At 72.6% G+C, this 23,880-nt stretch carries 22 protein-coding genes; 9 read left to right on the forward strand and 13 right to left on the reverse strand.

All coding sequences use genetic code 11. From position 1 onward, the window contains the following. Positions 1-74 precede the first annotated feature (74 nt). Genes ACZ6AA_RS10755 through ACZ6AA_RS10765 form a run of 3 tightly spaced genes read right to left on the reverse strand, consistent with a single transcriptional unit; the run spans position 75 to position 3,267 of the window. A complete protein-coding gene (locus tag ACZ6AA_RS10755) occupies positions 75-980 on the reverse strand; it encodes a sugar ABC transporter permease (RefSeq protein WP_468459238.1) in 906 nt (301 codons plus the stop codon). Then, on the reverse strand, positions 977-1,987 hold the full coding sequence (locus tag ACZ6AA_RS10760; RefSeq protein WP_468459240.1) for a carbohydrate ABC transporter permease: 1,011 nt from the start codon (positions 1,985-1,987) through the stop codon (positions 977-979). Before ACZ6AA_RS10760 ends, ACZ6AA_RS10755 begins: the two co-directional genes overlap by 4 nt. Positions 1,988-1,989: 2 nt before the next feature. Continuing rightward, the gene (locus ACZ6AA_RS10765; protein WP_468459242.1) at positions 1,990-3,267 is read right to left on the reverse strand and encodes an extracellular solute-binding protein; all 1,278 of its coding nucleotides are present in this window, start codon (positions 3,265-3,267) and stop codon (positions 1,990-1,992) included. Positions 3,268-3,533: 266 nt separating this feature from the next. Here ACZ6AA_RS10765 and ACZ6AA_RS10770 point away from each other — a divergent pair, with 266 nt between their 5' ends. The 3 genes from ACZ6AA_RS10770 (at position 3,534) to ACZ6AA_RS10780 (ending at position 6,173) form a co-directional block, all read left to right on the forward strand. Continuing rightward, positions 3,534-4,571, forward strand: coding sequence for a LacI family DNA-binding transcriptional regulator (locus tag ACZ6AA_RS10770; RefSeq protein ID WP_471457412.1), 1,038 nt, complete (start codon positions 3,534-3,536; stop codon positions 4,569-4,571). Between the two features lie 47 nt (positions 4,572-4,618). Then, positions 4,619-5,035 carry an ArsR/SmtB family transcription factor gene (locus tag ACZ6AA_RS10775; protein WP_468459246.1) on the forward strand — a complete coding sequence of 139 codons (417 nt, stop codon included), beginning with the start codon at positions 4,619-4,621 and terminating at the stop codon, positions 5,033-5,035. Positions 5,036-5,222: 187 nt separating this feature from the next. Continuing rightward, the gene (locus ACZ6AA_RS10780) at positions 5,223-6,173 is read left to right on the forward strand and encodes an FAD-dependent oxidoreductase (protein ID WP_471457414.1); all 951 of its coding nucleotides are present in this window, start codon (positions 5,223-5,225) and stop codon (positions 6,171-6,173) included. A gap of 289 nt (positions 6,174-6,462) precedes the next feature. On the opposite strand, the gene ACZ6AA_RS10785 is transcribed toward ACZ6AA_RS10780, so the two are convergent. Further along, positions 6,463-7,851: a cryptochrome/photolyase family protein gene (locus ACZ6AA_RS10785; protein WP_471457416.1), complete on the reverse strand. Its 1,389-nt coding sequence runs from the start codon at positions 7,849-7,851 to the stop codon at positions 6,463-6,465. 276 nt (positions 7,852-8,127) lie between these two features. On the opposite strand from ACZ6AA_RS10785, the gene ACZ6AA_RS10790 reads away from it, so the two are divergent. The 4 genes from ACZ6AA_RS10790 (at position 8,128) to ACZ6AA_RS10805 (ending at position 12,295) form a co-directional block, all read left to right on the forward strand. Continuing rightward, the gene (locus tag ACZ6AA_RS10790) at positions 8,128-8,688 is read left to right on the forward strand and encodes a DUF4383 domain-containing protein (RefSeq protein ID WP_471457418.1); all 561 of its coding nucleotides are present in this window, start codon (positions 8,128-8,130) and stop codon (positions 8,686-8,688) included. Between the two features lie 79 nt (positions 8,689-8,767). After that, positions 8,768-10,003, forward strand: coding sequence for a lycopene cyclase family protein (locus ACZ6AA_RS10795; protein WP_471457420.1), 1,236 nt, complete (start codon positions 8,768-8,770; stop codon positions 10,001-10,003). A gap of 1 nt (position 10,004) precedes the next feature. Further along, positions 10,005-10,733: a class I SAM-dependent methyltransferase gene (locus ACZ6AA_RS10800; RefSeq protein ID WP_471457422.1), complete on the forward strand. Its 729-nt coding sequence runs from the start codon at positions 10,005-10,007 to the stop codon at positions 10,731-10,733. After that, a complete protein-coding gene (locus ACZ6AA_RS10805) occupies positions 10,730-12,295 on the forward strand; it encodes an FAD-dependent oxidoreductase (protein WP_471457424.1) in 1,566 nt (521 codons plus the stop codon). Before ACZ6AA_RS10800 ends, ACZ6AA_RS10805 begins: the two co-directional genes overlap by 4 nt. Positions 12,296-12,372: 77 nt before the next feature. Here ACZ6AA_RS10805 and ACZ6AA_RS10810 read toward each other — a convergent pair whose 3' ends face one another. The 9 genes from ACZ6AA_RS10810 to ACZ6AA_RS10850 all read right to left on the reverse strand — a co-directional run bounded on the left by ACZ6AA_RS10810 (position 12,373) and on the right by ACZ6AA_RS10850 (position 21,400). After that, entirely contained in the window at positions 12,373-13,392 is a 1,020-nt protein-coding gene (locus tag ACZ6AA_RS10810) for a DUF5914 domain-containing protein (RefSeq protein WP_471457426.1), read from the reverse strand. Continuing rightward, the gene (locus tag ACZ6AA_RS10815; protein WP_468459262.1) at positions 13,389-14,408 is read right to left on the reverse strand and encodes a phytoene/squalene synthase family protein; all 1,020 of its coding nucleotides are present in this window, start codon (positions 14,406-14,408) and stop codon (positions 13,389-13,391) included. Before ACZ6AA_RS10815 ends, ACZ6AA_RS10810 begins: the two co-directional genes overlap by 4 nt. Further along, positions 14,405-15,937, reverse strand: coding sequence for a phytoene desaturase (locus ACZ6AA_RS10820; RefSeq protein ID WP_471457428.1), 1,533 nt, complete (start codon positions 15,935-15,937; stop codon positions 14,405-14,407). Before ACZ6AA_RS10820 ends, ACZ6AA_RS10815 begins: the two co-directional genes overlap by 4 nt. Further along, entirely contained in the window at positions 15,934-17,214 is a 1,281-nt protein-coding gene (locus ACZ6AA_RS10825) for a polyprenyl synthetase family protein (RefSeq protein WP_471457430.1), read from the reverse strand. Before ACZ6AA_RS10825 ends, ACZ6AA_RS10820 begins: the two co-directional genes overlap by 4 nt. Before the next feature lie 105 nt (positions 17,215-17,319). After that, entirely contained in the window at positions 17,320-18,045 is a 726-nt protein-coding gene (locus ACZ6AA_RS10830) for an anti-sigma factor (protein WP_471457432.1), read from the reverse strand. Further along, positions 18,042-18,548 carry a sigma factor gene (locus ACZ6AA_RS10835; RefSeq protein ID WP_471457434.1) on the reverse strand — a complete coding sequence of 169 codons (507 nt, stop codon included), beginning with the start codon at positions 18,546-18,548 and terminating at the stop codon, positions 18,042-18,044. Before ACZ6AA_RS10835 ends, ACZ6AA_RS10830 begins: the two co-directional genes overlap by 4 nt. 87 nt (positions 18,549-18,635) lie before the next feature. Continuing rightward, positions 18,636-19,382, reverse strand: coding sequence for a class F sortase (locus tag ACZ6AA_RS10840; protein WP_471457436.1), 747 nt, complete (start codon positions 19,380-19,382; stop codon positions 18,636-18,638). Beyond that, entirely contained in the window at positions 19,375-20,208 is an 834-nt protein-coding gene (locus ACZ6AA_RS10845) for a DUF4397 domain-containing protein (RefSeq protein ID WP_468482301.1), read from the reverse strand. The genes ACZ6AA_RS10840 and ACZ6AA_RS10845 overlap by 8 nt, the downstream gene beginning before the upstream one ends. A gap of 202 nt (positions 20,209-20,410) precedes the next feature. Beyond that, positions 20,411-21,400: a MerR family transcriptional regulator gene (locus ACZ6AA_RS10850; protein WP_471457438.1), complete on the reverse strand. Its 990-nt coding sequence runs from the start codon at positions 21,398-21,400 to the stop codon at positions 20,411-20,413. Positions 21,401-21,552: 152 nt separating this feature from the next. Here ACZ6AA_RS10850 and ACZ6AA_RS10855 point away from each other — a divergent pair, with 152 nt between their 5' ends. Further along, positions 21,553-22,149, forward strand: a complete 597-nt coding sequence (locus ACZ6AA_RS10855) for an RNA polymerase sigma factor (protein WP_468459277.1) — start codon at positions 21,553-21,555, stop codon at positions 22,147-22,149. A 127-nt stretch (positions 22,150-22,276) separates the two neighbouring features. Beyond that, complete coding sequence (locus tag ACZ6AA_RS10860) at positions 22,277-23,848, forward strand: SDR family oxidoreductase (RefSeq protein ID WP_468482299.1); 1,572 nt, start codon at positions 22,277-22,279, stop codon at positions 23,846-23,848. The last annotated feature ends 32 nt before the right edge of the window (positions 23,849-23,880 follow it).

Consider the following 23,880-nt stretch of genomic DNA (forward strand, 5'->3'; position numbering starts at 1 on the left):
GAGGTCGAGTCTGGTCGAGTCGTGGTGCGGGTCGGGCGGGTCCGCCGGACGCGGGGTCCGGCGGGGCGCCCGGGTCAGGACTTCGTCGCGCCGGCCGTGAGCCCGGAGACGAGGTGGCGCTGCACGAAGCCGAAGATCACGGCGGCGGGCACGGCCACGATCACGGCCGCGGCGGTGAGCGAACCCCAGTCGCTGGTGTACTGGTTGACGAAGGTCTGCAGGCCGCCCGCGAGCGTCAGGTTCTCCTCGCCGGTCATGAACGCGGAGGCGTAGGCGACCTCGGCCCAGCCGGTGATGAAGCTGTAGAAGGCGGTGACGGCGAGGCCGGGCTTGGCCAGCGGCATGATGAGCCGCCAGAAGGTGCCGAACGGGTTGAGGCCGTCGACGCGGCCCGCCTCGTCGATCTCCACGGGGATGGTGTCGAAGTACCCCTTCATCATCCACGCGGAGAACGGCACGGCGATCGTCAGATAGGTGAGGACCAGGCCCATGGGCTGGTTCAGCAGCTCCATGCTCGCGAGCAGGTTGTACAGCGGCACGATGAGCACGGCGACCGGGAACATCTGTGTGATGAGCAGCAGCCACATCAGGGGCCGCATGCCGGGGAACTTGAACCGGCTCACCGCGTAGCCCGTGGTCGCGGAGATGAAGACGCCGATGACGGTGGTCAGGCCGACGACGAACAGCGAGTTGAGGACCCAGTCGAGGAACTTGGTGTCGTTCAGGACGTGGTCGTAGTTGCCGAACGTGAAGTCCTTCACCAGGGCGGTGGAGAACGCCTCGCTCTGCGGCTTGAACGAGGTGACGAGCAGCCACAGCGGCGGCAGGACCGCGATGAGGGAGGCGATCAGGAGGGTGGTGTGCAGGGCGACGGAGGCGAGCGGGCCGCGCTCGCCGCGCCGCCTGGCCTTCCTCGGCCGCGGGCCGGGCCCGCCGCGCGCGGGCCCTGTCGCCTTCTTGTCCGGGGTCACGGTGGTCACCACACCTCTCCTTGCTTGCGGAGCGCGCGGCGGTAGACCACCGCGAAGAGCGACAGGAGCAGCAGGATGAGCACGCCCCAGGCCGCGGACCCGGCGAAGTCGCGTGGGCTGACGACGAACGACAGGCGGTAGGCGTACGTCACGAGGATCTCGGTGGCGTCCCCCGGGCCGCCCCGGGTGAGCAGGAAGATCACCGGGAACATGTTGAAGGTCCAGATGGCGCTGATGAGGATCACGGTCGTGGCGACGGACCGCAGGCCGGGCAGCGTGACGTGGCGGAAGCGCTGCCAGGGGCTCGCGCCGTCCATCTCGGCGGCCTCGTACAGCTCGCCGGGGATGGACTGGAGCCCGCCGAGCATGGCGACGAGCATGAACGGCACGCCGAGCCAGACGTTGACGGCGATCACGGAGAACTTCGCCCAGGTGGGGTCGTTCAGCCACGGGATCGCGTCGATGCCGCCGCCTTCGAGGACCTTGTTGAGGACGCCGTTCTTCTCGTTGAAGAGCAGCCGCCAGGTGAAGACGGAGACGAACGCGGGCACCGCCCAGGGCAGGATCAGCGCCATCCGGTAGAAGGAGCGGCCCTTGAGCCTGCGGTTGAGCATGTTCGCGAGGACGAGGCCGATGGCGAACGACAGGGCGACGCAGGAGACCGTCCAGATGACGGTCCAGCTGAGCCGGTCCCAGAAGACGCCGTCGTCGAGGATCGCCTTGTAGTTGTCCAGGCCGACGGACTCGTAGGTCGCCGGGATGTGGTTGACGCCGATGGTGCGCTCGACGTTCGCCTCGTTGGCGTTCGTCGTCGACAGGAAGACGCCGCGGGCCAGGGGGTAGCCGACGATGACGCCGATGACGATCACCACGGGGGCGACCATCGCCCACGCGTACCAGTGGGTGCTCAGGGCCCTGCGCAGGCGTCCGGGGTTCTTGCCCGGGCGGGGGCCGCGGCCGCGGACGCCGACGGCGTCCGCGGCCTTGACCGCCCGGGGGCCGCTCTCGACAGCCATCGCTACTTGTAGTCCTTGAGGAGCTTGCCGTAGGCCTTGCCGATGCTCTCGGCGCCGCCCTCGGGCGAGGTCTTGCCGCTGAGCACCTTCTGCATCTCCAGGCGGATCGGCTCGAACAGCGAGTTGGCCTCGGGGATCCAGGGCCGCTGCACGGACTTGTCGACGGCCGGCTTGAAGAACTGGACCATCTGGTTGTTCTTGACGGACTTGACCTCGTAGACGGAGGTGCGGGTGGGCAGCAGGCTCAGCTTCTCGGTGGTCTGCTGCTGCACCTTCGCCGAGCTCATGTACTTGATGAACTCGTAACTGGCGTCGAGGTTCTTGGAACCGGCGTACGCGGCGAGGTTCCAGCCGCCCTGCGGCGAGGCCTGCCGGGCGCTGCCGCCGGGCACCGGCGCGACACCGAGGTTGGCCTTGCCCGCGGAGCCCTTGAACTGCTTGCCCTGCAGGGCGCCCTCGATGGACCAGGGGCCGTCGAGCGCCATGGCGACGTCGCCGTTCTTGAAGGCGTTCAGCTGGTTGTTGTAGCCGTCGCTGGCGTCGGTGACGGCGGCCTTGGAGTCGACGAGGTCCTTCATGACCTCGAAGGCCTCGGCGCCCTCGGCGTCGTCGACGGTGATCTCCTTCTTCTTGGTGTCGAGGAGGTCACCGCCCTCGCCGTAGAGGTACGGGAGGTAGAAGTACGGGTCGTCGCCGCGCAGGTAGAGACCGGTCTTGCCGGACTTCGACTTGATCTTCTTGGCGGCGGACTTCACGTCCTCGAAGGTCTTGGGGACCTCGACGCCCGCTTCCTTCAGCATCTTCTTGTTGTAGAAGAGCGCGAGGGTGTCGATGGTCTGCGGCGCCGCGTAGGTCTTGCCCTTGAACTTGGTGCTCGCGGCGGCCTGCGGCAGGAAGTCCTCCGGCTTGTCGAGCGCGGCGGTGCCCTCCAGCGGCGCCAGGTAGCCGAGGTTCGCGAAGTCGGCGACCCAGGCGACCTCGGTGCGCATCACGTCCGGGGCGCCGGAGTTGCCGCCGGCCGCGTTCTTGAACTTGGCGTTGGCCTCGCCGAACGGCACGTTCACGTACTTGACCTCGACGCCGGGGTGGAGCTCCTCGAAGCCCTTGGCCAGCTTCTCGTACGTGCCCTTCTCGGCGTCGTTCGAGGTGTCCCAGAAGGTGACGGTCCCGGAGAGCTTGCCGCCGCTCTTCTTGCCGCCACCGCCGTCGTCGCCGCCGCACGCCGCCGCTGTCATCGCAAGGGCTGCGACCAGTGCGGTGGCCGTTATGCCACGCCGCATGTGTACTCCTTCAACTGGTCCCGGAATGACCCGGAATGAGGAGAGACGAAGAGGTGCCTCCTGCTGGCCGCACTCGAGGCGGCGCCGGGTTGGCAGGAACGTAACAGGCTTGAAAACCAGCCGAAAGACCTTGCGAGAAATTTCTGCAAGACGAGGTGATCGTTACCGTCGTGTGTCCTGTACGTTGCGGTGGGACCGCGTCAGGGCTTGCTGCAAGCTTGCGCAACAGGTGGGCAAGGCCGCGGTCGGCCGGTACAGTCCCGTGCATGACCGCGCGGCTCGTCGACATCGCAGCCCAGGCGGGAGTCAGCGAAGCCACCGTCAGCCGGGTCCTCAACGGCAAGCCCGGCGTGGCCGCGGCCACCCGCGAGGCCGTTCTCGCCGCACTCGACGTGCTCGGCTACGAACGGCCCGTCCGGCTGCGCAGACGCGGCAGCGCGGGCCTGGTCGGCCTGATCACGCCCGAGCTGGACAACCCGATCTTCCCCGCCCTCGCCCAGGTCATCGGCCAGGCCCTGACCCGCCAGGGCTATACGCCGGTGCTCGCCACCCAGACCCCCGGCGGCTCCACCGAGGACGAGCTGACCGAGATGCTGGTGGACCGAGGCGTCGCCGGGATCATCTTCGTGTCCGGGCTGCACGCCGACACCACCGCCGACATGGCCCGCTACGGCTCCCTGCGCGCCCAGGGCGTCCCGCACGTCCTGGTCAACGGCTTCTCCCCCGAGGTCGACGCGCCCTTCGTCTCCACCGACGACCGGGCCGCGACGCAGCTGGCCGTGCGCCATCTCGCCTCGCTCGGTCACACCCGCATCGGCCTCGCGGTCGGCCCCCGGCGCTTCGTCCCCGTCGTCCGCAAGATCGAGGGCTTCCGGCTGGGCCTGCGCGAGCGGCTCGGCCTGTCCGACGCGCAGGCCGACGAACTGGTCCAGCACTCCCTGTACACCCTGGAGGGCGGGCAGGCCGCGGCGACGGCACTGATCGCCAAGGGGTGCACCGGCATCGTCTGCGCCAGCGACATGATGGCCCTCGGCGCCATCCGCGCCGCCCGCGAGCAGGGCCTCGACGTGCCCCACGACATCTCGGTGGTCGGCTTCGACGACTCCCCGCTCATCGCCTTCACCGACCCGCCGCTGACCACGGTCCGCCAGCCCGTCCAGGCCATGGGCCAGGCCGCGGTCCGCACCCTCCTGGAGGAGATCGGCGGCACCCCGGCGCCGCACAGCGAGTTCGTGTTCCTGCCGGAGCTGGTGGTCCGGGGGTCGACGGCTTCGGGGCGGCGCAGCGGGGCCGCGGCGTCCTGAGCCCGCGCCGCGGTGGCCGGGCGCGCCACGCCCGTTACCCTCTTTGCATGGACGCGCAAGGACAGTCGTGGGACGCGGCCGCCGCGGACCGCGCGGTGGCGGTGCTGAAGGCGGTGGCCGACCCGTCGCGGTACCGGCTGCTGTGGGCGCTCAGCGGGCAGGAGCTGCCGGTCAGCGCGCTCGCGGAGCTGCTCGGCGCGCATGTCGCCGCGACCTCCCAGCACCTGGCGAAGCTGCGGGCGGCCGGCCTTGTGGTGTCGCGCCGCGAGGGCACCCGGATCTACTACCGCGCGGCGGACGTGCGGGGGCTCCTGGACGAGGCGGCGCTGGTGGCCCGCGCCTCCGCCGCCGAGGCGACCGACGCGGCCGCGGAGCCCGCGGAGGCAGGCGCGCGGGAGCAGACCGCCACCGTGCGTGGGACGAGGGCCAAGGCGGTCCGCCGCCGCCCGGCCACCGGGCACTAGCCGGACGCGGCCCGGGCCGTCGGCCCCCGGTCCGCGAGCCCGCCCGAGCAGTCCCGCTGCCCTCCCGTACAGGAACCGCGACGCTGCCGCGCACAGACCGATCCGGCCCGGACGCATCCGCGCCACGGGCGCGAGCCGAAAGAAGGGCAGCAAAGCTGCATCGGGCAGCGCGGTGGAGGTGGTCGCCATGTCCTGGAGCCGGGGCGGGCCGGATGTCCTCGTCGTGGGAGCCGGGCTCGCGGGGCTCGCCTGCGCCCGGGACCTGGTGAGCGCGGGGCTGGACGTGCGGGTCCTTGAGGCCTCCGACGCCGTGGGCGGCCGCATGCGCTCCGACCTCGTCAGCGGATGCGTGATCGACCGGGGCTTCCAGGTGTTCAACACCGCCTACCCGCAGGTCCGCAGGCGCATGGACCTGCGTGCGCTGCGGCTGCGCCCGTTCAGTCCCGCGGTCCTGGTCCACACGGATCAGGGCCGGCTGAGGCTGACGGATCCCACCCGGGCCCCGCACGGCATCCGGGACCTGGCCCGAGACCGACCGGTCGGCCCACAGGACCTGACCGCCCTCGCGCTCCTGGCCGGCCGCGACGCTCTTCCCCCCGCCGTCCGGCTCAGCGGCGGCACCGGTCGTCGTCGTGGCGACCGGCCCGGGACCCGCCGCCGGTCTGCTGCCTGGCCTGCCCCGCCCCGCCCCGCGTACCGGACGGTCACCACGTACTACCACCTCTGCGCCCGCTCGCCGCTGCAAGAGCCGACCCTGCTCACGCATTCCGGCCGGAGTTTCCTCAACACCTGCGTACTGAGCGAGGCAGTGCCCTCCTACGCTCCCCCGGGCCTCTGTCTGGTGGCCACCTCGGTACTGGGCAACGACGCCCCGGACCGGGAGCGCACGGTGCGCTCCGCCCTCGCGGCCGCGTACGAGGACGACACCGCGGGCTGGGACCTGCTGACGGTACGGACCGTGCCCGACGCGCTGCCCGTCATGCTGCCCGGGCACCCGCTCAGCCGCACCAGCCGGATCGCGCCGGGGCGCCATGTCTGCGGCGACCACCGTGCCACCGGATCGGTCCAGGGGGCACTGGCCTCAGGCTCCCGGGCGGCCCGTGAGGTCCTCGCCGATCTGCGCGCGACTCGCACCTGACGGCACCCCTCATGGCACCTGGTCGAGGTTGCCGAGTCGTCCGAGTCCCCACACGGCCTGTGCCGTGCGAGGGTTGTCGGCGAGACGGTGCTGGTGCCGGTGCGGAAAGGACCGAAACCCGCTGGTGAAGGGGCAGGCCCGCTCACCCGGGTCGGCCACGGCCTCGCGCGGCGCCGGAACGCCGACTCGACCTCGATTAGGACGAGCGGTGCCCCCTGTGCCGGGCCGGAGTCGTCCGGGTGGAGGAAGTGCGGACCCAACTGGCCGCCGAACAGCCAGTGCCCGGTGGTCATCGGGCCCCGCCCTCGGCGCGTTCGCGCGATCGCCGGAAACGGTCCCGCGCGTCGGCGAGATCGACGATCGGGTCGGGGTAGTCGCAGGCGGCGCGGTCCAGTCCGGGCAGCTTCCACGGCTCGTGTACGGCCGGGGCCCGCAGCCCTGCGAGTTCGGGAACCCACCGCCGGACGTACTCCCCGTCGGGGTCGTGCCGCTTGGCCTGGGTGAGCGGGTTGAGGACCCGGTTGGGGCGGGTGTCCGTGCCGGTGCCCGCCATCCACTGCCAGTTGAGCTGGTTGTTGGCGATGTCGCCGTCCACCAGCAGGGACAGGAAGTGCCGTGCGCCGATGCGCCAGTCCACGTAGAGCGTCTTGGTCAGGAAGCTCGCGGTGAGCAGACGGCCGCGGTTGTGCATCCAGCCCTCGTGGGCCAGTTGGCGCATCGCGGCATCGATCACCGGGTAGCCGGTGCGGCCCTGCTTCCAGGCCTCGATGTCGTCGCGTGCTTCCGCTGTGCCGCGCCAGGCGTCGTGCCGACTGCGGTAGTCGCTGGACGCGGCGCTCGGGCGGGCGGCCAGGACCTGCTGGTGGAAGTCGCGCCACGCCAGCTGGCGGACGAACGCCGCGGGTCCGGGTCCGTGCTCCGTACGCAGGCGGTGGAGGAGCTCGACGGCGGACAGCGTGCCGAAGTGAAGATGCGGGGACAGCCGCGAGGTGGCGTCGCCCGGCAGGTCGTCGTGGCGTTCGTCGTAGGCGGACACCCCGGTTCGCAGCCAGGCGGTGAACTGTCGGCGGCCCAGGCTCTCGCCGCCCTCGGCCAGCCCCGGAGACACGCCCGCGACGTCCCCGCGGGCGGGGAGCGCCTCGGAGCCGACGGCTTCGGGCACCGGCACGGCGCGGGGGGCTGCCAGGGGCTCCCGCAGGACCTGTTGCGACCAGCGCTGGAAGTACGGCGTGAACACGGCGAAGTGGTCCGAGGACGCCGGGGTGACCGAGCCCGGGGCGACAGCTGTCCGCACCGTCTCGTGGACGAACAGGCGCAGCCCCTGGGCCGCCAGAGCACGGCGCAGGCGGCCCTCACGGCGATGCGCGTGACTGCTGTGGTCCGCTGCCATGTGCACCTCGTCGGCCTGCGCCTCGGTGGCGACCGCGCACACCGCGTCGACGAGGTCACCGCGGCGGACGATCAGCCGACCGCCTCGCGCGCGCAGACTCGCGTCGAGATCGGACAGGGAGTCGGCGAGAAACGCCAGCCGGTTGGGGGCGGCGAACCCGGCGGCGTCCACGGCGGGGTCCCGTACGAACAGGGGCACGACGGCGTCGGCCCCGCGCAGCGCGGACCGCAGCGGCGGATGGTCGTGCACGCGCAGGTCCGAGGTGAACAGGACGATCGAGATGGTCATGGCGCGGCTCCTTGAGGGCGGGCGGGTCCCGCATCAGTGATTCCGGTCCGACGCCGTGTCCAGATGCGGTGCGTGTGCGGCACCGCCGGTTCAGCGCGTGGTTCCGCAGTCGCCCGGTTCTTCGGCCGCTGCTGGTCGGCGTGGCTTGCGGGTGGCTGCCGGACGACTTCCGGACAGGAAGGCCCAGCGTTCGACGCACGATCGACTCGTGGTGAACGGCGAGGCCACGGCACTCAGGCTGGGAGCCGATGGGCACTCACCCTGGAGGCGAAGGTCATGAAGCTCCGCGAGGAACTCCCCGTCGATCACCGGCTCGCCGTCGTGTACCGGGTGGGTGCGGCACTGTGCGGAGTGATTCTGCTCGTGTTCGGCTGTCTCGGCTTCGCCGATCAGCTCGGCTTCTTCACCACCGACGGCTCTCGGGTCGCGGGCCTGTCGAGCAACGGGCTGCTCAGTCTGCTCTCGGTGGTGGTCGGGACCGGCATGGTCGCGGGAGCGGTGGTCGGCGGCAACTTCGCCTCCACACTCGACATCGCGATCGGCTCCCTCTTCCTCCTGAGCGGTTTCGCCCACCTGTTCGTACTCGATCGGTCGGTGAACGTCCTCGACTTCAGCATGCCGAACGTCGTCTTCAGCTTCGTCATGGGGCTGCTGATCGTCACGTTCGGTATGTACGGGCGGGTCAGTGGCGGTCTGCCGCACGACAATCCGTACTGGCGCCGGCGCCACCCCGACCAGGCGCGACGCGAGGAGGAGGCCGCCGACGCGGGCGGCACCCACCGTTCCCCGGCCCGTCCTGCCGCCGCCCCTCGGCCGCCCTCCCGGTCGGTCGGCTGAGATTCGTGCCGGGTCGGTGCATCCGCGGGGCCGCCCCGCGCGGAAAGGCGGGCATCGACGGACAACCGGCGAGGGGCCCATGCACGACACACAGATCGCCATCGTGGGGGCAGGCGCGGCTGGGCTCTCGCTCGCCTACCGCCTGGCCATCGGCCATCCCGGCGGCCGCGTGCCGTCGGTCGTCCTGGTGGACGCTCCGGCAGGGCCGCGGAAGCCGGGAGAGCGCACGTGGTGCTTCTGGGAGGGACCGAACGGCGATTACGACGCCGCCCTGACCGCCGCCTGGGACACCCTGCGCGTGCACGCCCCCGACGGCACGGCCGTCGCCGCCTCGCCCACCCCTCTGCGCTACAAGATGCTGCGTTCCAGCTCCTTCGAGTCCCTGGTCGGTGACCGTCTCGCCGGCGAACCGAACGTGTCCCGGCTCACGGCGGTGGTGGAAGCGATCAACGACTTCGGCCACGGTGCCGAGATCCGCACGCGCACCGGGGCGGGGCACCCCTTGGCGCTGCGGGCACGGTGGGTGTTCGACTCCCGTCCGCCCTCGGTCCTGCCGCCGGGCCGGACCACGCTGCTGCAGCACTTCCGCGGCTGGTTCGTCCGGACCGACCGGCCCGCCTTCGACCCACGGGCGGCCGTCCTGATGGACTTCCGCACTCCGCAGCCCGCACACGGCGTGTCTTTCGCCTACGTCCTGCCGACAAGCCCCAGCCAGGCCCTGGTCGAGTACACGGAATTCTCCCGCCAGGTCCTGGACGGCCGGGCGTACGAGCACGCGCTGCGCCGCTACCTGACACGCGAACTGGCCCTGGAGCACTACGAGGTCGCCCGTGCGGAGCACGGCGTGATCCCCATGACCGACGCGGCCTTCCCACGCCGCGCCGGCCCCTCCGTCTTCCGCATCGGGACCGCGGGCGGGGCGACACGGCCCTCGACCGGATACACCTTCGCCGCCATCCAGCGACAGACGCGCGCCATCGCCGCCGCCTGCCACCAGGGCCGCACGCCCCGACCGCCCCCCGCGCACTCGGCGCGGTCCCGGGCCATGGACGCCGTTCTGCTGCGGGCCCTGGACACCGGACGGGTGAGCGGGGCGTCGCTCTTCACGGACCTCTTCCGCCACGTCCCCATGGAGCGGCTGCTCCGCTTCCTCGACGGCCGCACCAGCGCCTACGAGGACCTGACGATCGGGCTGCGCACCCCCGTGGGTCCGATGGCGCGCACCGCCGTCGAACTGCCCTGGCTCCCCAAGCGTCACGCCCCCGCTCCCTCCCAGGAGACGGCGGGGCGCCCAGCCGACCGGAATGAGACCTGAGATGACCGTGCTGCGCGACGACACCCTGTCCGCCGCGTTCGACCACGCCGCCCGTGCCTACGACCGGCTGGTCGCCGTCAATCCCGGCTACCACGCCCACCTGCGCCGCTCCGCCCGCCGACTGCGGCTGCCAGACGGCGGCGCGGGGCTGCGGCTGCTCGACCTGGGTTGCGGAACCGGGGCGTCCACCGCGGCGCTGCGGCGCGTCGCGCCGCAGGCCGAGATCGTCGCGGTCGACGCCTCCGCGGGAATGCTGGCGCACGCCGCCGCCAAGTCCTGGCCGCCCACGGTCACCTTCGTCCAGTCACCCGCCGAGCGGCTCGAACAGGCAGGCGTACGAGGGCCCTTCGACGCGGTCTTCGCCGCCTACCTGTTCCGCAACCTCGCGGACCCCGATGCCGTGCTCTCCTCGGTCCGCGCTCTGCTGGCACCGGGCGGGCGCCTGGCCGTGCACGAATACACCCTCAGCGGGCGGCTGGCGGACCGCCTCGTGTGGACGGCCGTCTGCAAGGCGGTGGTACAGCCCGCGGGGACCCTCGTCGGCGACGGGGCCCTCTACCGGCATCTGTTCAGCAGCGTCTCCAGCTTCGACACCGTACAAGCGTTCGCCGCACGGACCCGGCGGGCCGGCTTCACGCGTGTGCGCGTCCTGCCGATGCCCGGCTGGCAGACCGGCATCGTGCACACCGTGCTGGCCTCGGCCGGCGAGGCGGAGAGGGGCGCTCGATGAGCCGATCCGACATCGCCCCGGACGGGCGGGCCCGCCGGGGCCGTGACCGTCGCGCCCGGGTGTGGCGGGCACCGTCCGGGCTCCCCCGCGCGCCACGGGAGCAAGCGCCGACGACCGCAGTCGTGGGCGGCGGCCTGGCCGGTCTGGCCGCCGCCACGGCCTTGGCCGAACGAGGCGTACGGGTAACGCTGTACGAGCGCGAGTACCAGCTGGGCGGCCGCCTGGCGGGCTGGCCGATCGAACTCGCCGACGGCTCCACGGCGACGATGACCCGGGGCTTTCACGCCTTCTTCCGCCAGTACTACAACCTGCGCGGCCTGTTGCGCCGCGTGGACCCCGGCCTCACCACGCTGACCGGCCTGCCCGACTACCCGCTGCGGCACAGCTCCGGGCTCCAGGACAGCTTCGCCAAAGTGCCGCGTACACCGCCGTGGAGCGCCCTCGGCTTCGCCGCGCGGAGCCCCACGTTCGGCTGGCGCGACCTGGCCCGCATGAACGCGCGCGCCGCGCTGCCCCTCATGGACGTACGCGTCCCCGAGATCTACCGCCGACTCGACCGGATCAGCGCGCAGGAACTGCTGGAACGGATCCGTTTTCCCCGAGCGGCTCACCATCTGGCGTTCGAGGTGTTCTCCCGCAGCTTCTTCGCCGACCCGCGTCGGCTCTCGGCCGCCGAACTCGCCCTCATGTTCCACATCTACTTCCTCGGCTCCAGCGAGGGCCTGCTCTTCGACGTGCCGCAGGAGCCCTTCCCGGCGGCCTTCTGGGAACCGCTCGCCGCCTATCTCGACGCTCACGGCGTCGAGATCCGCACCGGGCACGCGGTGGAGAACGTGCGGCGCGCGCCGACGGGCGGATTTCACGTCACCACCCGGGACAGCGAGATGCGGCACGACACCGTGGTGCTCTCCCTTGACACGGCGGGCCTGCGCCATGTGGTCGCGTGCTCGCCCCGACTGGGCGACCCCGACTGGCGAGAACGCATCATGCGCCTGACCACGGCCCCGCCCTTCCTCGTCTCCCGGCTGTGGCTGGACCGCCCGGTCGCCTGTGAGCGCCCGGGGTTCCTGGGCACCAGCGGATACGGTCCCTTGGACAACGTGAGCGTGCTGGAGCGGTGGGACGGCGAAGCCCTGCGCTGGGTCGCCCGCACCGGCGGCTCCGTGGTGGAACTGCACGCCTACGCCGTGGAACGGACCGCTCATCGCCCAGCGGTGCAGGAACAACTGCTGGAGCAGTTGCGGCGCCTCTATCCCGAGACCCGTGACGCCAAGATCGTCGATGAGCGCCACGAATGGCGCGCGGACTGCCCGCTGTTCGCGGTGGGCGGCTACCACGACCGGCCCACCGTGCGCACCACCGACCCGGCCCTGACCGTCGCGGGCGACCTGGTCCGTATCGACCTGCCTGCCGCGTTGATGGAACGGGCGGTCACCTCTGGTTTCCTCGCCGCCAACGCGCTGCTTGAGCGGTGGGGGCTAGACGGCCAGACCTTGTGGTCGGTCCCGGACCGGGGCCGGGTGCCGGCACTGAGGGTGCTCAACCGGCTGGCCGGTACCTAGGGTCCGTTCGGCGTCTGCCGTGGGTCGGCCGGGCAGGCGCCGGTGGCGGCCGCGCCCCCGAGCAGCGGGGGAACAGCTCAACCGGGGAATCGCCCCGTGCTGCGCAGGGCCCAGCGGCGCTCGGCGTAGGCGATGTCGTCCCGCCACAGACGGGCCGCGGCCGCCCGCATGAGCGGCCGCAGCGCGGGAGCCACGGCCCGGGCCGCGAGGAAGCCGGGGCGTTCGGATGTGGCGATCACCGCTTCGACGACCGCGGTGCGGGGGCGTCCGGCGCGATCCGTGCCCAACGGTGTCGCGTGCGTCTCCACCACGGAGCCCGTGCCCTCGCCGTGGGTGATGTGCATGACGACCGTGCGCGGTTCCGGAGCGGTGAAGACCGCCCGCACCGGTACGACCGCGCGCCCGGCCACCTTGAAGGACACATCGACGGTGAAGCCGTCGTCCTCGGCACCCTCCCGGCCGTCCCCGGCGAGCGGCGCCACGGTCAGGTCGACGAAGGAGTACGGGTGGAACCAGGCGCCGTGCCAAGGGTCGAGGCGGTTGGCGATGACGTCTTCTGGTTCGCAGCGCCCACTGGTCGTCATCACGGCCGCCACACCGCGCGCGAGGCGGGGGCGCGGGGGTACCACAGGCCGGTCCAGGGCCGGTTCGCCGCCGATGTCATCGAGTCTGACCCAGGTCAGCACACCGTCGTCGAAAGCCGGATAAGGGCTCCAGTCGCCGACGGGCCGCCCGTCCAGGGCCAGCCCGTGCCAGTGGCAGATCACCGTGCCGCAGCGCACCGGGCTGTCCTTGAGCGGGGCGCCCAGGTGCGGGCAGGCTCCCGGACCCGCCCGCACCGCGCCCTGCGCATCGCGCCACAGCACGATCTCCCGGCCTGCCACCGTGCGGCCCAGGGAGCGGTCGCCCCTGAGCTCCCGCGAGGCACCCATCACGTACCAATTGCCGGACGGGCGGCCCTGGGCGCGCTTCAGCGCCGCGGCGATCACTGCGGGCCGCGCTTCACGCCAGGTCGGGTGTTGCTGCTCCCAGGCCACGGGCCGACGGCGCAGCCGCAGCGGGCAGCGCCCGGGTCCGGGCGGGCGATCGGCACTCATACCGGCTCCTTCCACGGCTGCGGGCTGCTCTCCTCCGACGGCCGCCGCACGGGCCGCTCGGACAGCGGCACGACGTCGCCGTGCAGGCGGTGGCGCAGCCGGGCGGCGGCCACCCGGACCAGGCCGTCGCAGGCAACGGCGGCGCGGCGTCGGCGGGCCACGACTGCCCGGCGGTGCAGGACGGCGTAGCCGTCGGCGGCGATGGCGGCCAGGATGGCGGCGTACAGCACGAAGGCGGTGCGGACGCACGGGCGCGCGACGGGGTCGAGCATGCCCAGGCCCGGTGCCGCCGTGCGGTAGACGTCCCGGGTGACGGCGCAGGCCGCCGTCAATGCCTCGGTGATCCGGTGGTCCCGGCGCCCGGTGGTACGGCTCCAGCACAACAGCTCGCGGTCCACACCGTGCGCGCAGAGCAGGTCCTGGGGCAGATAGATCCGGCCCCGGTCGAGGTCCTCGCCCACGTCCCGCAGAAAGTTGGTCAGTTGGAAGGCGACCCCGAGGGCCGCGGCGTACGGCGCGGCCTCCGCGCGGGGGACGACCGTGCCGAGGACCGGCAGCATCTGCAGGCCGATGACGGCGGCCGAGCCGTGCATGTACCGCTCCAGATCGCTGTACGTGGCGTACTCGCTCACCTGGAGATCCAGGCGCATGGACGCCATGAAGTCGGTGAAGTGCCGGGGGTCGATGGCGTAGCGGCGGGCGGTGTCGGCCAGGGCCGTCACGACGGGTTCGCTGCTCGTGCCCGTGCGCAGTCCGTGGTCCAACTGGTCCTGGAGGCGGCGCAGCGCCAGGGGCCTGTTCTCCGGTGCGGCCGCCCCTTCGACGTCGACGATGTCGTCGGCCCAGCGGGCGAAGCCGTACAGGGCGTGGACGGCGGGCCGCCGTTCGACCGGGAGCAGCCGAGTGGCCAGGAAGTACGTCTTGCCGTGGCGGGCATTGAGGCGCCGACAGTGCGCGTAGGCGGCACGCAGCGCGGGATCGGTGATCGCTGCGGCGTTCAGTTCCCGGGCACTCATCCGCGTCCCCCCATGGCCCTGAACCGCCCGGCGGCGGGGGATGACGCCCCCGGTGGGCCGGTGATGCGTGCCGCGGCCAGCTTGCCGGAGACGAGGACGGTGGGCACGCCGACGCCGGGGGCCGTGCCGCAGCCCGCGAGAACGGCGTTGTCCGTTCCTCGCACCAGGTTGCGGGGGCGGAAAGGGCCGGTCTGCGGGAAGGTGTGGGCGGCGGAGAAGGGGCTGCCGGCGGCGTGTCCCTGCGCCGTCCAGTCCGCCGGGGTCACCAGGCACTCCTCCTCGACGGCCGCGTCGATCCCGGCGAGCCCGCGCCGCTCCAACTCGGCGACGAGGCTGTCGCGGTAGCGGGGCGCGAGGTCTCTCCAGTCCCGCGCCCCGGGGCCGATGTCGGTGTTGGGGCAGGGAGCCAGTACGTAGTGCAGGTGACGTCCCGGCGGTGCCAGGCCGGGGTCGGTGGCCGTCGGACGGGTGATGAGCAGGGACGGGTCGGACATGAGGTTCCCGGTGCGTGTCAGTTCGTGGAACGTGGACTTCCAGGCGGCCCCGAAGGAGATCGTGTGGTGCGCCAGTTGGGGCCAGGTGCGGTTGCTGCCGAGGTGCAGGAGCACGGCGGAGGGCGAGTGGCGCAGTGGCCAGGGACGGCGTGGCGCGCGGCCCAGCAGTCCGTAGGCGACGGGCAGGTCGGGGGTCAGGACCACGGCGTCGCAGGCGATGCGTTCCCGGTCGGTGATGACGGCGGTGATCCGGGATCCGCTGCGCTCCAGGCTCTGGACGTCGTGCCCGTACCGGATGTCGGCGCCCCCTTGTGCGGCGGCTTCCGCCATGGCCCGCGGCAGGGCGTGCATGCCGCCTCTCGGGAAGTAGACCCCGGCGACGGTGTCCATGTAGGCGATGACCGCGTAGGCGGCCAGGGCCCGTGCCGGGGGCACGCCCGCGTACAGCGCCTGGAAGGAGAAGATCCGTCGCAGTCGTTCGTCGGAGATGAACGAGGCGATGCGCGCGTCCAGACTCCGGAAGCCGCCGAGGGCGGCGAGCCGGGCCAGGTCGGGGGTCAGCAGTTCCAGGGGCGAGTCGAAGTTGGTGTCGATGAACCGACGCATCTGGAGCTGGTAGAGACGCTCCAGCCACGTGCGCAACCGCCGGTACCCCATGACGTCCCGGGAACCGGCGAAGCGTTCGATCTCGGCTTCCATGGCGCTGGGGGCGGTGTGGACGTCCAGGCTGCTGCCGTCGGCGAACCGGGCCCGGTAGGCGGGGTGCAGCGGGATGAGGTCCAACCGGTCACGCAGGCTCTCGCCCACCGCGGCGAAGGCGTCCTCGACGAGTTCCGGCATGGTCAGGACGGTGGGGCCGGTGTCGATCCGGTAGCCCGCCCGCTCCAGGAGCCCCGCACGTCCGCCCGGGTGGTCGGCCCGTTCCACCACGGTCACGGCTCGTCCGGAGCCCAGCAGATGCAGAGAGGCCGACAGGCCCGCGAGTCCGGCGCCCACGACCACCACGTGATCGGTCCGTCCCGGCAAGGTCCTCATCGGCTGCCCCCTTCGGCAGCGGGATCGCGCGGCACGAACGGCGCCGCCGGGCCACCGGCCGCGCGGATGCCTGCCACGCGGTGGAAGAGTTCACGCAGCCGCCGTTCGGCCTGCGGGACGAAGACACTGGCGCCGAGGTGCCGGTTCGCCTCCTTGACCAGGCGGAGGATCTTGTCCTCGACGATCGCTCGTGCCCCCGTCGTCACGAAGGCCTCGCGCACCCTGCGCACGTCGGCGTCGGCCAGGTCGGACCTGCCCACGCAGGCGTTGAGGAGGGCCAGCAGTTCACGGTCCGCCGCGGCCTCGGCCCGGGCGGTGGCCACGGCCAGGAGATACGTGCACTTGCCGTCACGGATGTCGTCCCCGGAAGGCTTGCCGGTCTCGGCGGGATCCCCGAACGCGCCGAAGAGGTCGTCACGGAGTTGGAAGGCGATGCCGGCGCAGCGGCCCGCCGAGCGCAGCGCGCGCGTCGCGGCCTCGTCCGCACCGGCCAGCGCCGCGCCGAAGGCCAGCGGGCGTTCCACCGAGTACAGGGCGCCCTTGAGTGACGCCGTACGGATGGATCTGGCCATCGACCGCGAGCCGATGGCCTGGCCCTGCAGGTCGAGATACTGGCCGGCCACCATCTCCGTGCGCATGGACTGCCACAGCGCGCGCACCTGGCGCGCCTTCCCGCCCTCGATGTCGACCGCGGCCACCACGTCATCCGCCCAGCTGAGCGCCAGGTCGCCCACGAGGATGGCCGCGGCCGCGCCGAACGGCTCACCGGGCCCGCCCGCCGCGGGCGTCCCGTACTGTGTCTGGACGTCCACATGCACGGCGTCCCTGCCCCGGCGCAGCGGTGAGCCGTCCATCACGTCGTCGTGGACCAAGGCGCAGGTCTGGACGAGTTCGAGGCCCGCCGCCAGGCGCAGGGCCGCCTCCGTCTGACCGGGGTCGGAACCTCCCGCGCACGCCCTCAGTCCCCACCAGAGGAACTGGGAGCGGATGCGCTTGCCGCCCTCCGAGGTGAACCGGGCCACCCGGGCCGCGACGTCCTGCGCGAACGTGCCGTCGATGGCTCCGGCGTCGTCAAGTCGCCCCTGGAGGACGACCGCGAGGGCGCGCCCCACCGCGGCGGGCACATCGGCGTCGACGTCATGTGCGTTCGCAGCGCCCAGGGTGCTGCACCTCGTCTCCGCCGCGGCGTCCGAGCGGCCCCGGGCACGGGTGCGGGCCTCTGCGGCGACTGATCCGCTGGCGCTCGTCGCGGGCGGTGCTCCTGTCCCGGGGCGCATTGCACGTCCTCTCAGCCATTCGACCGGCATGGGCTAAAGAACGTTCGGCCGCGGAGGGCCTCCTGGATGCAGCGGAGGGCCTCCTGCATGCATCGGAAGGCACCGTCAGGGGCCGGTCTTCAGCGCACCGCGGACCACGCTCTTGCCCGAGTGCGCCGGGCTGCCGTTGTACGCCTGGTCCGAGACGTCCACGAGGGGGTAGTCGGCCAGGTCCACGCCCTCCGGCACCGGCAGGGTGGCCGATCCCTCCGCGTCGAGGACACCCACCGCGATGAGCTTCCTGTGGGTCGGATCCATCAGCCACACCTCGAAGTAGCCGTTCGTCCGCGGCAGATCACTTACATCGATGTGCACCTGCCGTCGGGTGCCCGCCGATCCCTCGAGCCGCGCCACGCCCCGGGCGTCCCCCGGCGCCAGCGGGGCGAGCGAGGACACGGCTCCGGTGCGGGCGTCTTCCCCGTCGTCGCCGCGCAGCTGCCACCACGTGGCACTGCTCCCCAGCGTCGCCCCTGCCACGAGGCAGGCAGCGGCGAGAAGCAGGGGCAACTTCCTTCCCCTGCCTCGCGGCCGTACGGGTTCTTCGGCTGCCCCGCCGATCGGTGGGGCGAGATCCAGTTCCGCGGAGATCGCGCGCCAGACCCGCTCGGGCGGCGGAGCCGGAACGTCGTCCGGGGATACGGCCCGCGCGGCTCCGACGACCCTGCGCAGGGAGTCGAGTTCGGCCCGGCACTGATCGCACTCCGCCAGGTGGGCGGTGTGGGGGCCGAGGGTTTCGGAGGTCTCCTCCGCGAGGGCGAGGTCGGCGAGATCTGCCGGGTGCAGATGCTTCATGGCTTCTCGCCTCCCCGCGGCGTCAGGGCTTCGAGGCCCTCAACCAGCTCCTGTCTGACTCTGTCCACCGACAGCGTGAGTCGTTCGGCCACTTCTGTCGCCGTCAGATGCCCGTACAGAGCCAGGCGCAGGATGGAGGCGCGCAAGGGCGGCTGATTCGCGAGCGTCTCCCGGGTGACGGCCTGCCGGACGGTGCGCTCGAAGGCGGCTGGGCCGGGCGGCTCGTGGAGGCGCGCGGCGATTTCCCCGCGGGTGCGTTCGAGCAACCAGCCGGCCAGGGATGAGGCGGGGTCGAAGGAGCCGCGATCGCGCCAGGCCTCGGCGAAGACGCGCTCGGTGGTCTCCTCCGCGACATCGGGCCGCGGCAGAAGGCGCAGGGCGAGGGCGTAGACGTCGGCGCCCCACAGGCTGTAGGCCCTGGCCAGTGCAGTGGTGTCACCCCCGTGGAAGGCCACGGCGAGCTGGGACTCGGCACCGCGTGGCGCTTGGGGACGCGCGGGCACGCGGGGAGCGGAGTGCTTGTGCGCCGGGCCGGGTTCGGGCACCGCGGACGCGTAGCCGTGGCCATCACCTTTCACCTCCTGCCCGCCTCAACCGCTCGTCGGCACCGCGGTGACCACCAGATTTCTCCGGTAGCCGCCGCGGGCCGGATCGAAGGGCGGCGCGCACGTGATCAGGGTGAGCACGGGGCGGCCGTCCCGGCGGAAGACCGACGGGGGCAGGTCCTGTTCGGGCACGGTGCGGCGGGCCGTCACCCGGTAGCGCACGGGCTCGGCTGCCTCGCGCGCCACCATGACGGTGTCGTCGGCCCGGATGTCGTACAGCGCGGCGAAGGCTCCCAACTCGCCGCTGCGGGAGTCGACATGGCCGACCAGAACGGCGGAACCGGCAGGAGCGCCGGGCGCGGGCCCGTGGCGGTACCAGCCCGCCGCGGCGGGGTCGGCGGGGATCTCGGTCCTGCCCCGGGCATCCACACCGACCGCCTGGACGCGTGCGCTGAGCCGCAGCCGAGGCAGGCGCACCCGCAGGGGGGCCGCCTCCGGCTCCTCCCCCGTGGTGCGGCCCGCACCGTCCACGGGCCCGGCCGCCTTCCCCCCGGCCTGTGAGGGGCCGACGGCCGGGGCGCCCGGGCGTTCGGTGGCCGTCGGCTCCGGTGTCCCGGGCGGTGCCGCCATGCCTGGTCCGAAGTCCTGCCCGAACTCGGCAGGCGGCCTGTCGTCGGACGGATCCAGCGCGAGGAGCAGCCCGGTGGCGAGCAGGAAAGAGAGCACAGCACGCATCACGGACCCACGCGACCGCGGCACCCGTGCCACCTTGCCGGTGGTGGGCTCAGGCATGTCGCCGGGCTCGGCGACGGACGGTCAGCGCACCGGCCACGACGAGGAGACCCGCGGCGGCGCTCCAAGCGGGCCAGTCGTGGGCGGAGTTGGCCGCGGCGGCGCCCGAGAAGCCGGCGTCGACACCACCGGGCGCCGAGTGCATGCCGTCGAACGACTGCACCTTCAGGGCGAGGTTCTTGTCGTCGGCGCTCCCCCAGGCGTACACCACGTTGCTGGTGCCCTCCTTGAGGTTGACGTCGGCGGGGCCGACGGCGACGGTGTCCGTCCCGGCCAGCACGACATCGGCGGGTACGGTGCCGGCCTTCACCTCGGTCTTCGCCTCCTTCGGGTTCTCCAGGGCTTCGAACACGGGCTTCTCGGCGGCCCGCACATCGACGGCGGGAGCCGCCGCGACGTGCCGGACGGTGAGCCGGGACTCGCCGGCCGGCACCTTCGTCACGTCATTGACGAACGCGTTGAGTTGAGGTTTTCCGTCGGCGGAGAGATGAGCGACCACCGTCGCGTTGGCACCGGCGGGCACCTCGACCTTCTTCTGCAGGGCGGGACTGCCGCCGGGGCCGTCGCCGTCCTTGAACACCTTGAGGTCGTAGGAACCGGCGGGCAGTTCCTGCGGTTCGGTGAGCGTTCCGGGCTTGAAGTTCGGGAGCAGCTCGTCACCGTTGGCGTACACGTCCACGGTCAGGCCCGGGATCCCGTGGAAGACGGAGACCATTGCCTTGTCGTCGTCGGCGCGCGGTGCGGCCCCGGCCGGTCCGGCGCCCGTGAGAGCGAGAGTGAGCGCGCCCGCGGTGGCGGCGAGCAGAGTGGGGGTGCGCGAGATCATCGGAGGACTCCCTTCGCGGCGGATTCCGCTCCGTGCGGAACTCACCCCCACTTCTCTCGCGCCAGTGGCCGCGGATGCGGCGCAGCCGCGCCTCCTCGACTTGTGCGGCCCCGTTCGGCCTGTGGCGCGGTGAACCAGGGGTGGCGTCCTGTGTGCGGAGAGGGACGGCAGCCGGTGGGTCAGGCCGCCGCCGCGGACGGCCTCATCGCGCGGCGGGCCGCCGCCGGACGTCGTCACCCACCGCCGCCTCCACCGCCGCCAGGGCTTCGGCCAGCCCTGAGGGCCGTGGCAGTCCGGGCACGGTCTGACCGGCCCACCCCGGCCCGAGTGTCAGCACGAGGGGGCGTCTGCGGGCGCCGCGCACGCCCCACTCCATGGCCGCCACGTGCTGCGCGAGGGGGCGGTTCGCGGTGGTCCGGGACTGGGCCCACAGTCCGATGACCGCGGGCCCGGTCCTGCGGACCGCGTCCACAAGCGCTTCGGCAGGCATGGCCGCCCCGAACATCCTGACCGGCAGGCCTCGATCGGTGAGGGCGGCGGCCAGCGCTTCCAGCGGCAGTGTGTGAATCTCGCCCGGCACGCAGGCGAGCAACGTCGTGGCGGCCGCCTGGTCGGCCGGGATTCTCTGGGAGCGTCGCCGCAGCGCACCGGTGATGTGCCAGGAGAGGAAGTGCTCCACCTCCACGTACTTCTCGCCCGAGCTCTCCCACTTGCGCCCCACCGCCTGCAGCGTCGGCATGATCACTTCCTGCCATGCCGTGACCAGTCCGTAGTCGTCGATCGCCGCGGTCAGCAGGTCGTCCACGGAGGCGGCGTCCAGCCGCAGCGAAGCACGGGCGAGGCCTTTGCACTCCCGGCGCGCGTTCCCCAGCTGGAGACCGCTGCCCGACCGGCTGCGGGCAGGGCTCGGCCGCGGCGGGGCGGCGACGGGCGCCGTTGCCGGGGGCCAGCCTTCGCGTGCGGCGCGCGCGGCCTCGGCCGGCGGCACCCCCGCCATGGTCAGCGCGCTCATCCGCTCCAACCGTGCGATGTCCGCGGCGGTCCAGCGGCGGTGTTTGCCGGGCGTGTGGACGTCGGGCCCCAGGCCGTAGCGCTGGTCCCACGTACGCACCGTCGTGGGCGCGACGCCCAGGCGCCTGGCCACCGCACCGGTCGACAGCCTTGCGGGCTGCTCGTGCTCGGTCGAGCTCACCGCCCCATCGTACGACGCAGAACCGACGCGTGTTGCTTGCGTCGTTTCTGCGTCCAAGACTCGGAACCGGCCCAGGCGGGCGTCGGCCTGTGGCTGTACGTCCGCACGTGAACGCCTACTCCGCACTGCCGCTCTGCAGGAGGAACAAGACCATGAGTTCGATCACGCGAACCTCGCAACGTCTGTTCCCGCCCATCGAGGAAACGGCGCTGGAGGAGGACCTTGCCCGAGGGCTCGTCGATTCCGACGAGCAGGCGTTCGCCGCGATCTACCGGCGCTGGAGCTCCCTCGTCCACACCATGGCCGCCCGCTCGCTCGGCGACGCGCGGGAGGCGGAGGACGTGACCCAGCAGGTGTTCCTGGCGGCCTGGCGGGGCCGGTCCGGATTCCACCCCGAACGCGGACCGCTGGGCGCCTGGCTCGTCGGCATCACCCGGCGCAAGACCGTCGACGCGCTGGCGGCCCGCACGCGCCGCCTCCGTCTGGTCGAGGCGGCGGGCCGCGCCGTGGATGCCGCCGCACCGCACCCGCAACCGACGGTCACCGAACAGGTGTTGGACCGGGTTCTTCTCTCCGCGGAACTCTCCCGCCTGCCTCGGCGGCAGCAAGAGGTGCTGCGTCTCGCGTTCTTCGACGACCTGACCCAGGCGCAGATCTCCGAGCACACCGGCCTGCCCCTGGGCACGGTCAAGAGTCACGCGCGCCGGGGCCTGTTCCAGCTGCGCCGCAAGATCGATGAGGGCCGCTGATGAGCGCGCCGCACCCCGCCGACGTGGCGCACACTCGGACTGGACACGGTGGCGCCGCTGGGTCCGTGAACGGGCAAAGACAACGGCCGATACGTGGGTGTCCGAGCTGGCAGACGGAGGGACGATCATGGGAACGGACGGACGGCGAGCCGCACAGCCGCTGCACTGCCTGGTCACCGGCGCGTCCGGCTACATCGGCGGACGCCTGGTGCCGGAGCTTCTGGACGCGGGGCACCACGTGCGGTGTCTGGCCCGCTCACCGGCCAAGCTCCGCGACCACCCGTGGGCGGCGGACGCCGAGGTGGTCCGGGGCGACGTCACGGACGCCGCTTCCGTCGCGGAGGCCATGCGCGGGATCGACGTCGCGTACTACCTGGTGCACGCGCTGGGCTCCGGCTCCGGTTTCGAGGAGACCGACCGCCGCGGGGCCCGGATCTTCGCCGAGCAGGCCCACGCCGCCGGTGTGCGGCGCATCGTCTATCTGGGCGGTCTCACGTCGCGGGGCGTCCCCGTGGCGCAGCTCTCCCCGCACCTGCGGTCGCGCGCCGAGGTCGGACAGATCTTCCTGGACGGACCGGTCCCGGCCACCGTGCTGCGGGCCGCCGTCGTCATCGGTTCGGGATCGGCTTCGTTCGAGATGCTGCGCTATCTGACCGAGCGGTTGCCGGTCATGGTCACCCCCAGCTGGGTGCACACGCGCACGCAACCCATCGGCGTCCGCGACGTGCTCCGCTATCTCGTCGGTTCGGCCACCATGCCGGCCGACCTCGACCGGGCGTTCGACATCGGGGGCCCGGACGTACTCACCTACAGGGAGATGATGCGGGCGTACGCGAGAGTCGCCGGGCTGCGCCAGCGGCTCATCGTGCCGGTGCCCGTGCTCACGCCGGGGCTCTCCAGCCACTGGGTCGGCCTGGTCACCCCGGTGCCCGCCGCCATCGCCCGGCCGCTGACGGAGTCGCTGCGCCACGAGGTCGTCTGCCACGAACACGACATCGCCCGGTACGTGCCCGACCTCCCGGGTCGCCCGCTGCCGTTCGACGAGGCGCTGGCCCTGGCGCTGCGCAGGGTGCGGGAGGCCCAGGTCACGACCCGCTGGTCGTCCGCCTCCGTGCCCGGGGCGCCGAGCGATCCGCTTCCCACCGACCCCGACTGGGCCGGCGGCAGCCTCTATGAGGACGAACGGCACCTGCCGGTCCAGGTGTCGCGGCAGGCGCTGTGGAAGGTGATCGAAGGCGTCGGAGGCGACAACGGCTGGTACTCCCTCCCGCTCGCCTGGGCGGTCAGGGGCTGGCTGGACCGGTTCGTCGGCGGGGTGGGCCTGCGCCGCGGACGACGCGACGCCGAACGGCTGAGGGTCGGCGACTCGCTGGACTTCTGGCGGGTCGAGGAGATCGAGCCGGGACGGCTGCTGCGGCTGCGGGCTGAGATGCGACTGCCGGGGCTCGCCTGGCTGGAGATGCACGCCGAGACGGACGACTCGGGCCGCACCCGCTACCGGCAGCGCGCCCTGTTCCACCCGCGCGGTCTGCTGGGCCACGCCTACTGGTGGTCCGTCGCCCCGTTCCACGCTCTCGTCTTCGGCGGCATGGCCCGCAACATCGCACGGGCAGCCGCCGAAGGCACGCGTGAGCCCGGGACCGCGCCGCACCCCGAACCCCCTCGACGCCGCCGCGTCGGGCGGCGTGCGCGGCGCTGACCCGCACACCGCCGTCAGCCCGCAGTGCCCCC

Source organism: Streptomyces sp. NPDC040610 (assembly GCF_055594065.1).

What these genes read in the sequence shown, in the direction of transcription:
- ACZ6AA_RS10800 (WP_471457422.1), top strand. Translation starts at nt 10,005, where the DNA reads ATGACCGTGCTGCGCGACGACACCCTGTCCGCCGCGTTCGACCACGCC.
- ACZ6AA_RS10765 (WP_468459242.1), bottom strand. Translation starts at nt 3,267, where the DNA reads ATGCGGCGTGGCATAACGGCCACCGCACTGGTCGCAGCCCTTGCGATG.
- ACZ6AA_RS10845 (WP_468482301.1), bottom strand. Translation starts at nt 20,208, where the DNA reads ATGATCTCGCGCACCCCCACTCTGCTCGCCGCCACCGCGGGCGCGCTC.
- ACZ6AA_RS10760 (WP_468459240.1), bottom strand. Translation starts at nt 1,987, where the DNA reads ATGGCTGTCGAGAGCGGCCCCCGGGCGGTCAAGGCCGCGGACGCCGTC.
- ACZ6AA_RS10795 (WP_471457420.1), top strand. Translation starts at nt 8,768, where the DNA reads ATGCACGACACACAGATCGCCATCGTGGGGGCAGGCGCGGCTGGGCTC.
- ACZ6AA_RS10830 (WP_471457432.1), bottom strand. Translation starts at nt 18,045, where the DNA reads ATGAAGCATCTGCACCCGGCAGATCTCGCCGACCTCGCCCTCGCGGAG.
- ACZ6AA_RS10840 (WP_471457436.1), bottom strand. Translation starts at nt 19,382, where the DNA reads ATGCCTGAGCCCACCACCGGCAAGGTGGCACGGGTGCCGCGGTCGCGT.
- ACZ6AA_RS10810 (WP_471457426.1), bottom strand. Translation starts at nt 13,392, where the DNA reads ATGAGTGCCGATCGCCCGCCCGGACCCGGGCGCTGCCCGCTGCGGCTG.
- ACZ6AA_RS10780 (WP_471457414.1), top strand. Translation starts at nt 5,223, where the DNA reads ATGTCCTGGAGCCGGGGCGGGCCGGATGTCCTCGTCGTGGGAGCCGGG.
- ACZ6AA_RS10815 (WP_468459262.1), bottom strand. Translation starts at nt 14,408, where the DNA reads ATGAGTGCCCGGGAACTGAACGCCGCAGCGATCACCGATCCCGCGCTG.
- ACZ6AA_RS10820 (WP_471457428.1), bottom strand. Translation starts at nt 15,937, where the DNA reads ATGAGGACCTTGCCGGGACGGACCGATCACGTGGTGGTCGTGGGCGCC.
- ACZ6AA_RS10775 (WP_468459246.1), top strand. Translation starts at nt 4,619, where the DNA reads ATGGACGCGCAAGGACAGTCGTGGGACGCGGCCGCCGCGGACCGCGCG.
- ACZ6AA_RS10860 (WP_468482299.1), top strand. Translation starts at nt 22,277, where the DNA reads ATGGGAACGGACGGACGGCGAGCCGCACAGCCGCTGCACTGCCTGGTC.
- ACZ6AA_RS10855 (WP_468459277.1), top strand. Translation starts at nt 21,553, where the DNA reads ATGAGTTCGATCACGCGAACCTCGCAACGTCTGTTCCCGCCCATCGAG.
- ACZ6AA_RS10825 (WP_471457430.1), bottom strand. Translation starts at nt 17,214, where the DNA reads ATGCGCCCCGGGACAGGAGCACCGCCCGCGACGAGCGCCAGCGGATCA.
- ACZ6AA_RS10770 (WP_471457412.1), top strand. Translation starts at nt 3,534, where the DNA reads ATGACCGCGCGGCTCGTCGACATCGCAGCCCAGGCGGGAGTCAGCGAA.
- ACZ6AA_RS10790 (WP_471457418.1), top strand. Translation starts at nt 8,128, where the DNA reads ATGAAGCTCCGCGAGGAACTCCCCGTCGATCACCGGCTCGCCGTCGTG.
- ACZ6AA_RS10805 (WP_471457424.1), top strand. Translation starts at nt 10,730, where the DNA reads ATGAGCCGATCCGACATCGCCCCGGACGGGCGGGCCCGCCGGGGCCGT.
- ACZ6AA_RS10785 (WP_471457416.1), bottom strand. Translation starts at nt 7,851, where the DNA reads ATGACCATCTCGATCGTCCTGTTCACCTCGGACCTGCGCGTGCACGAC.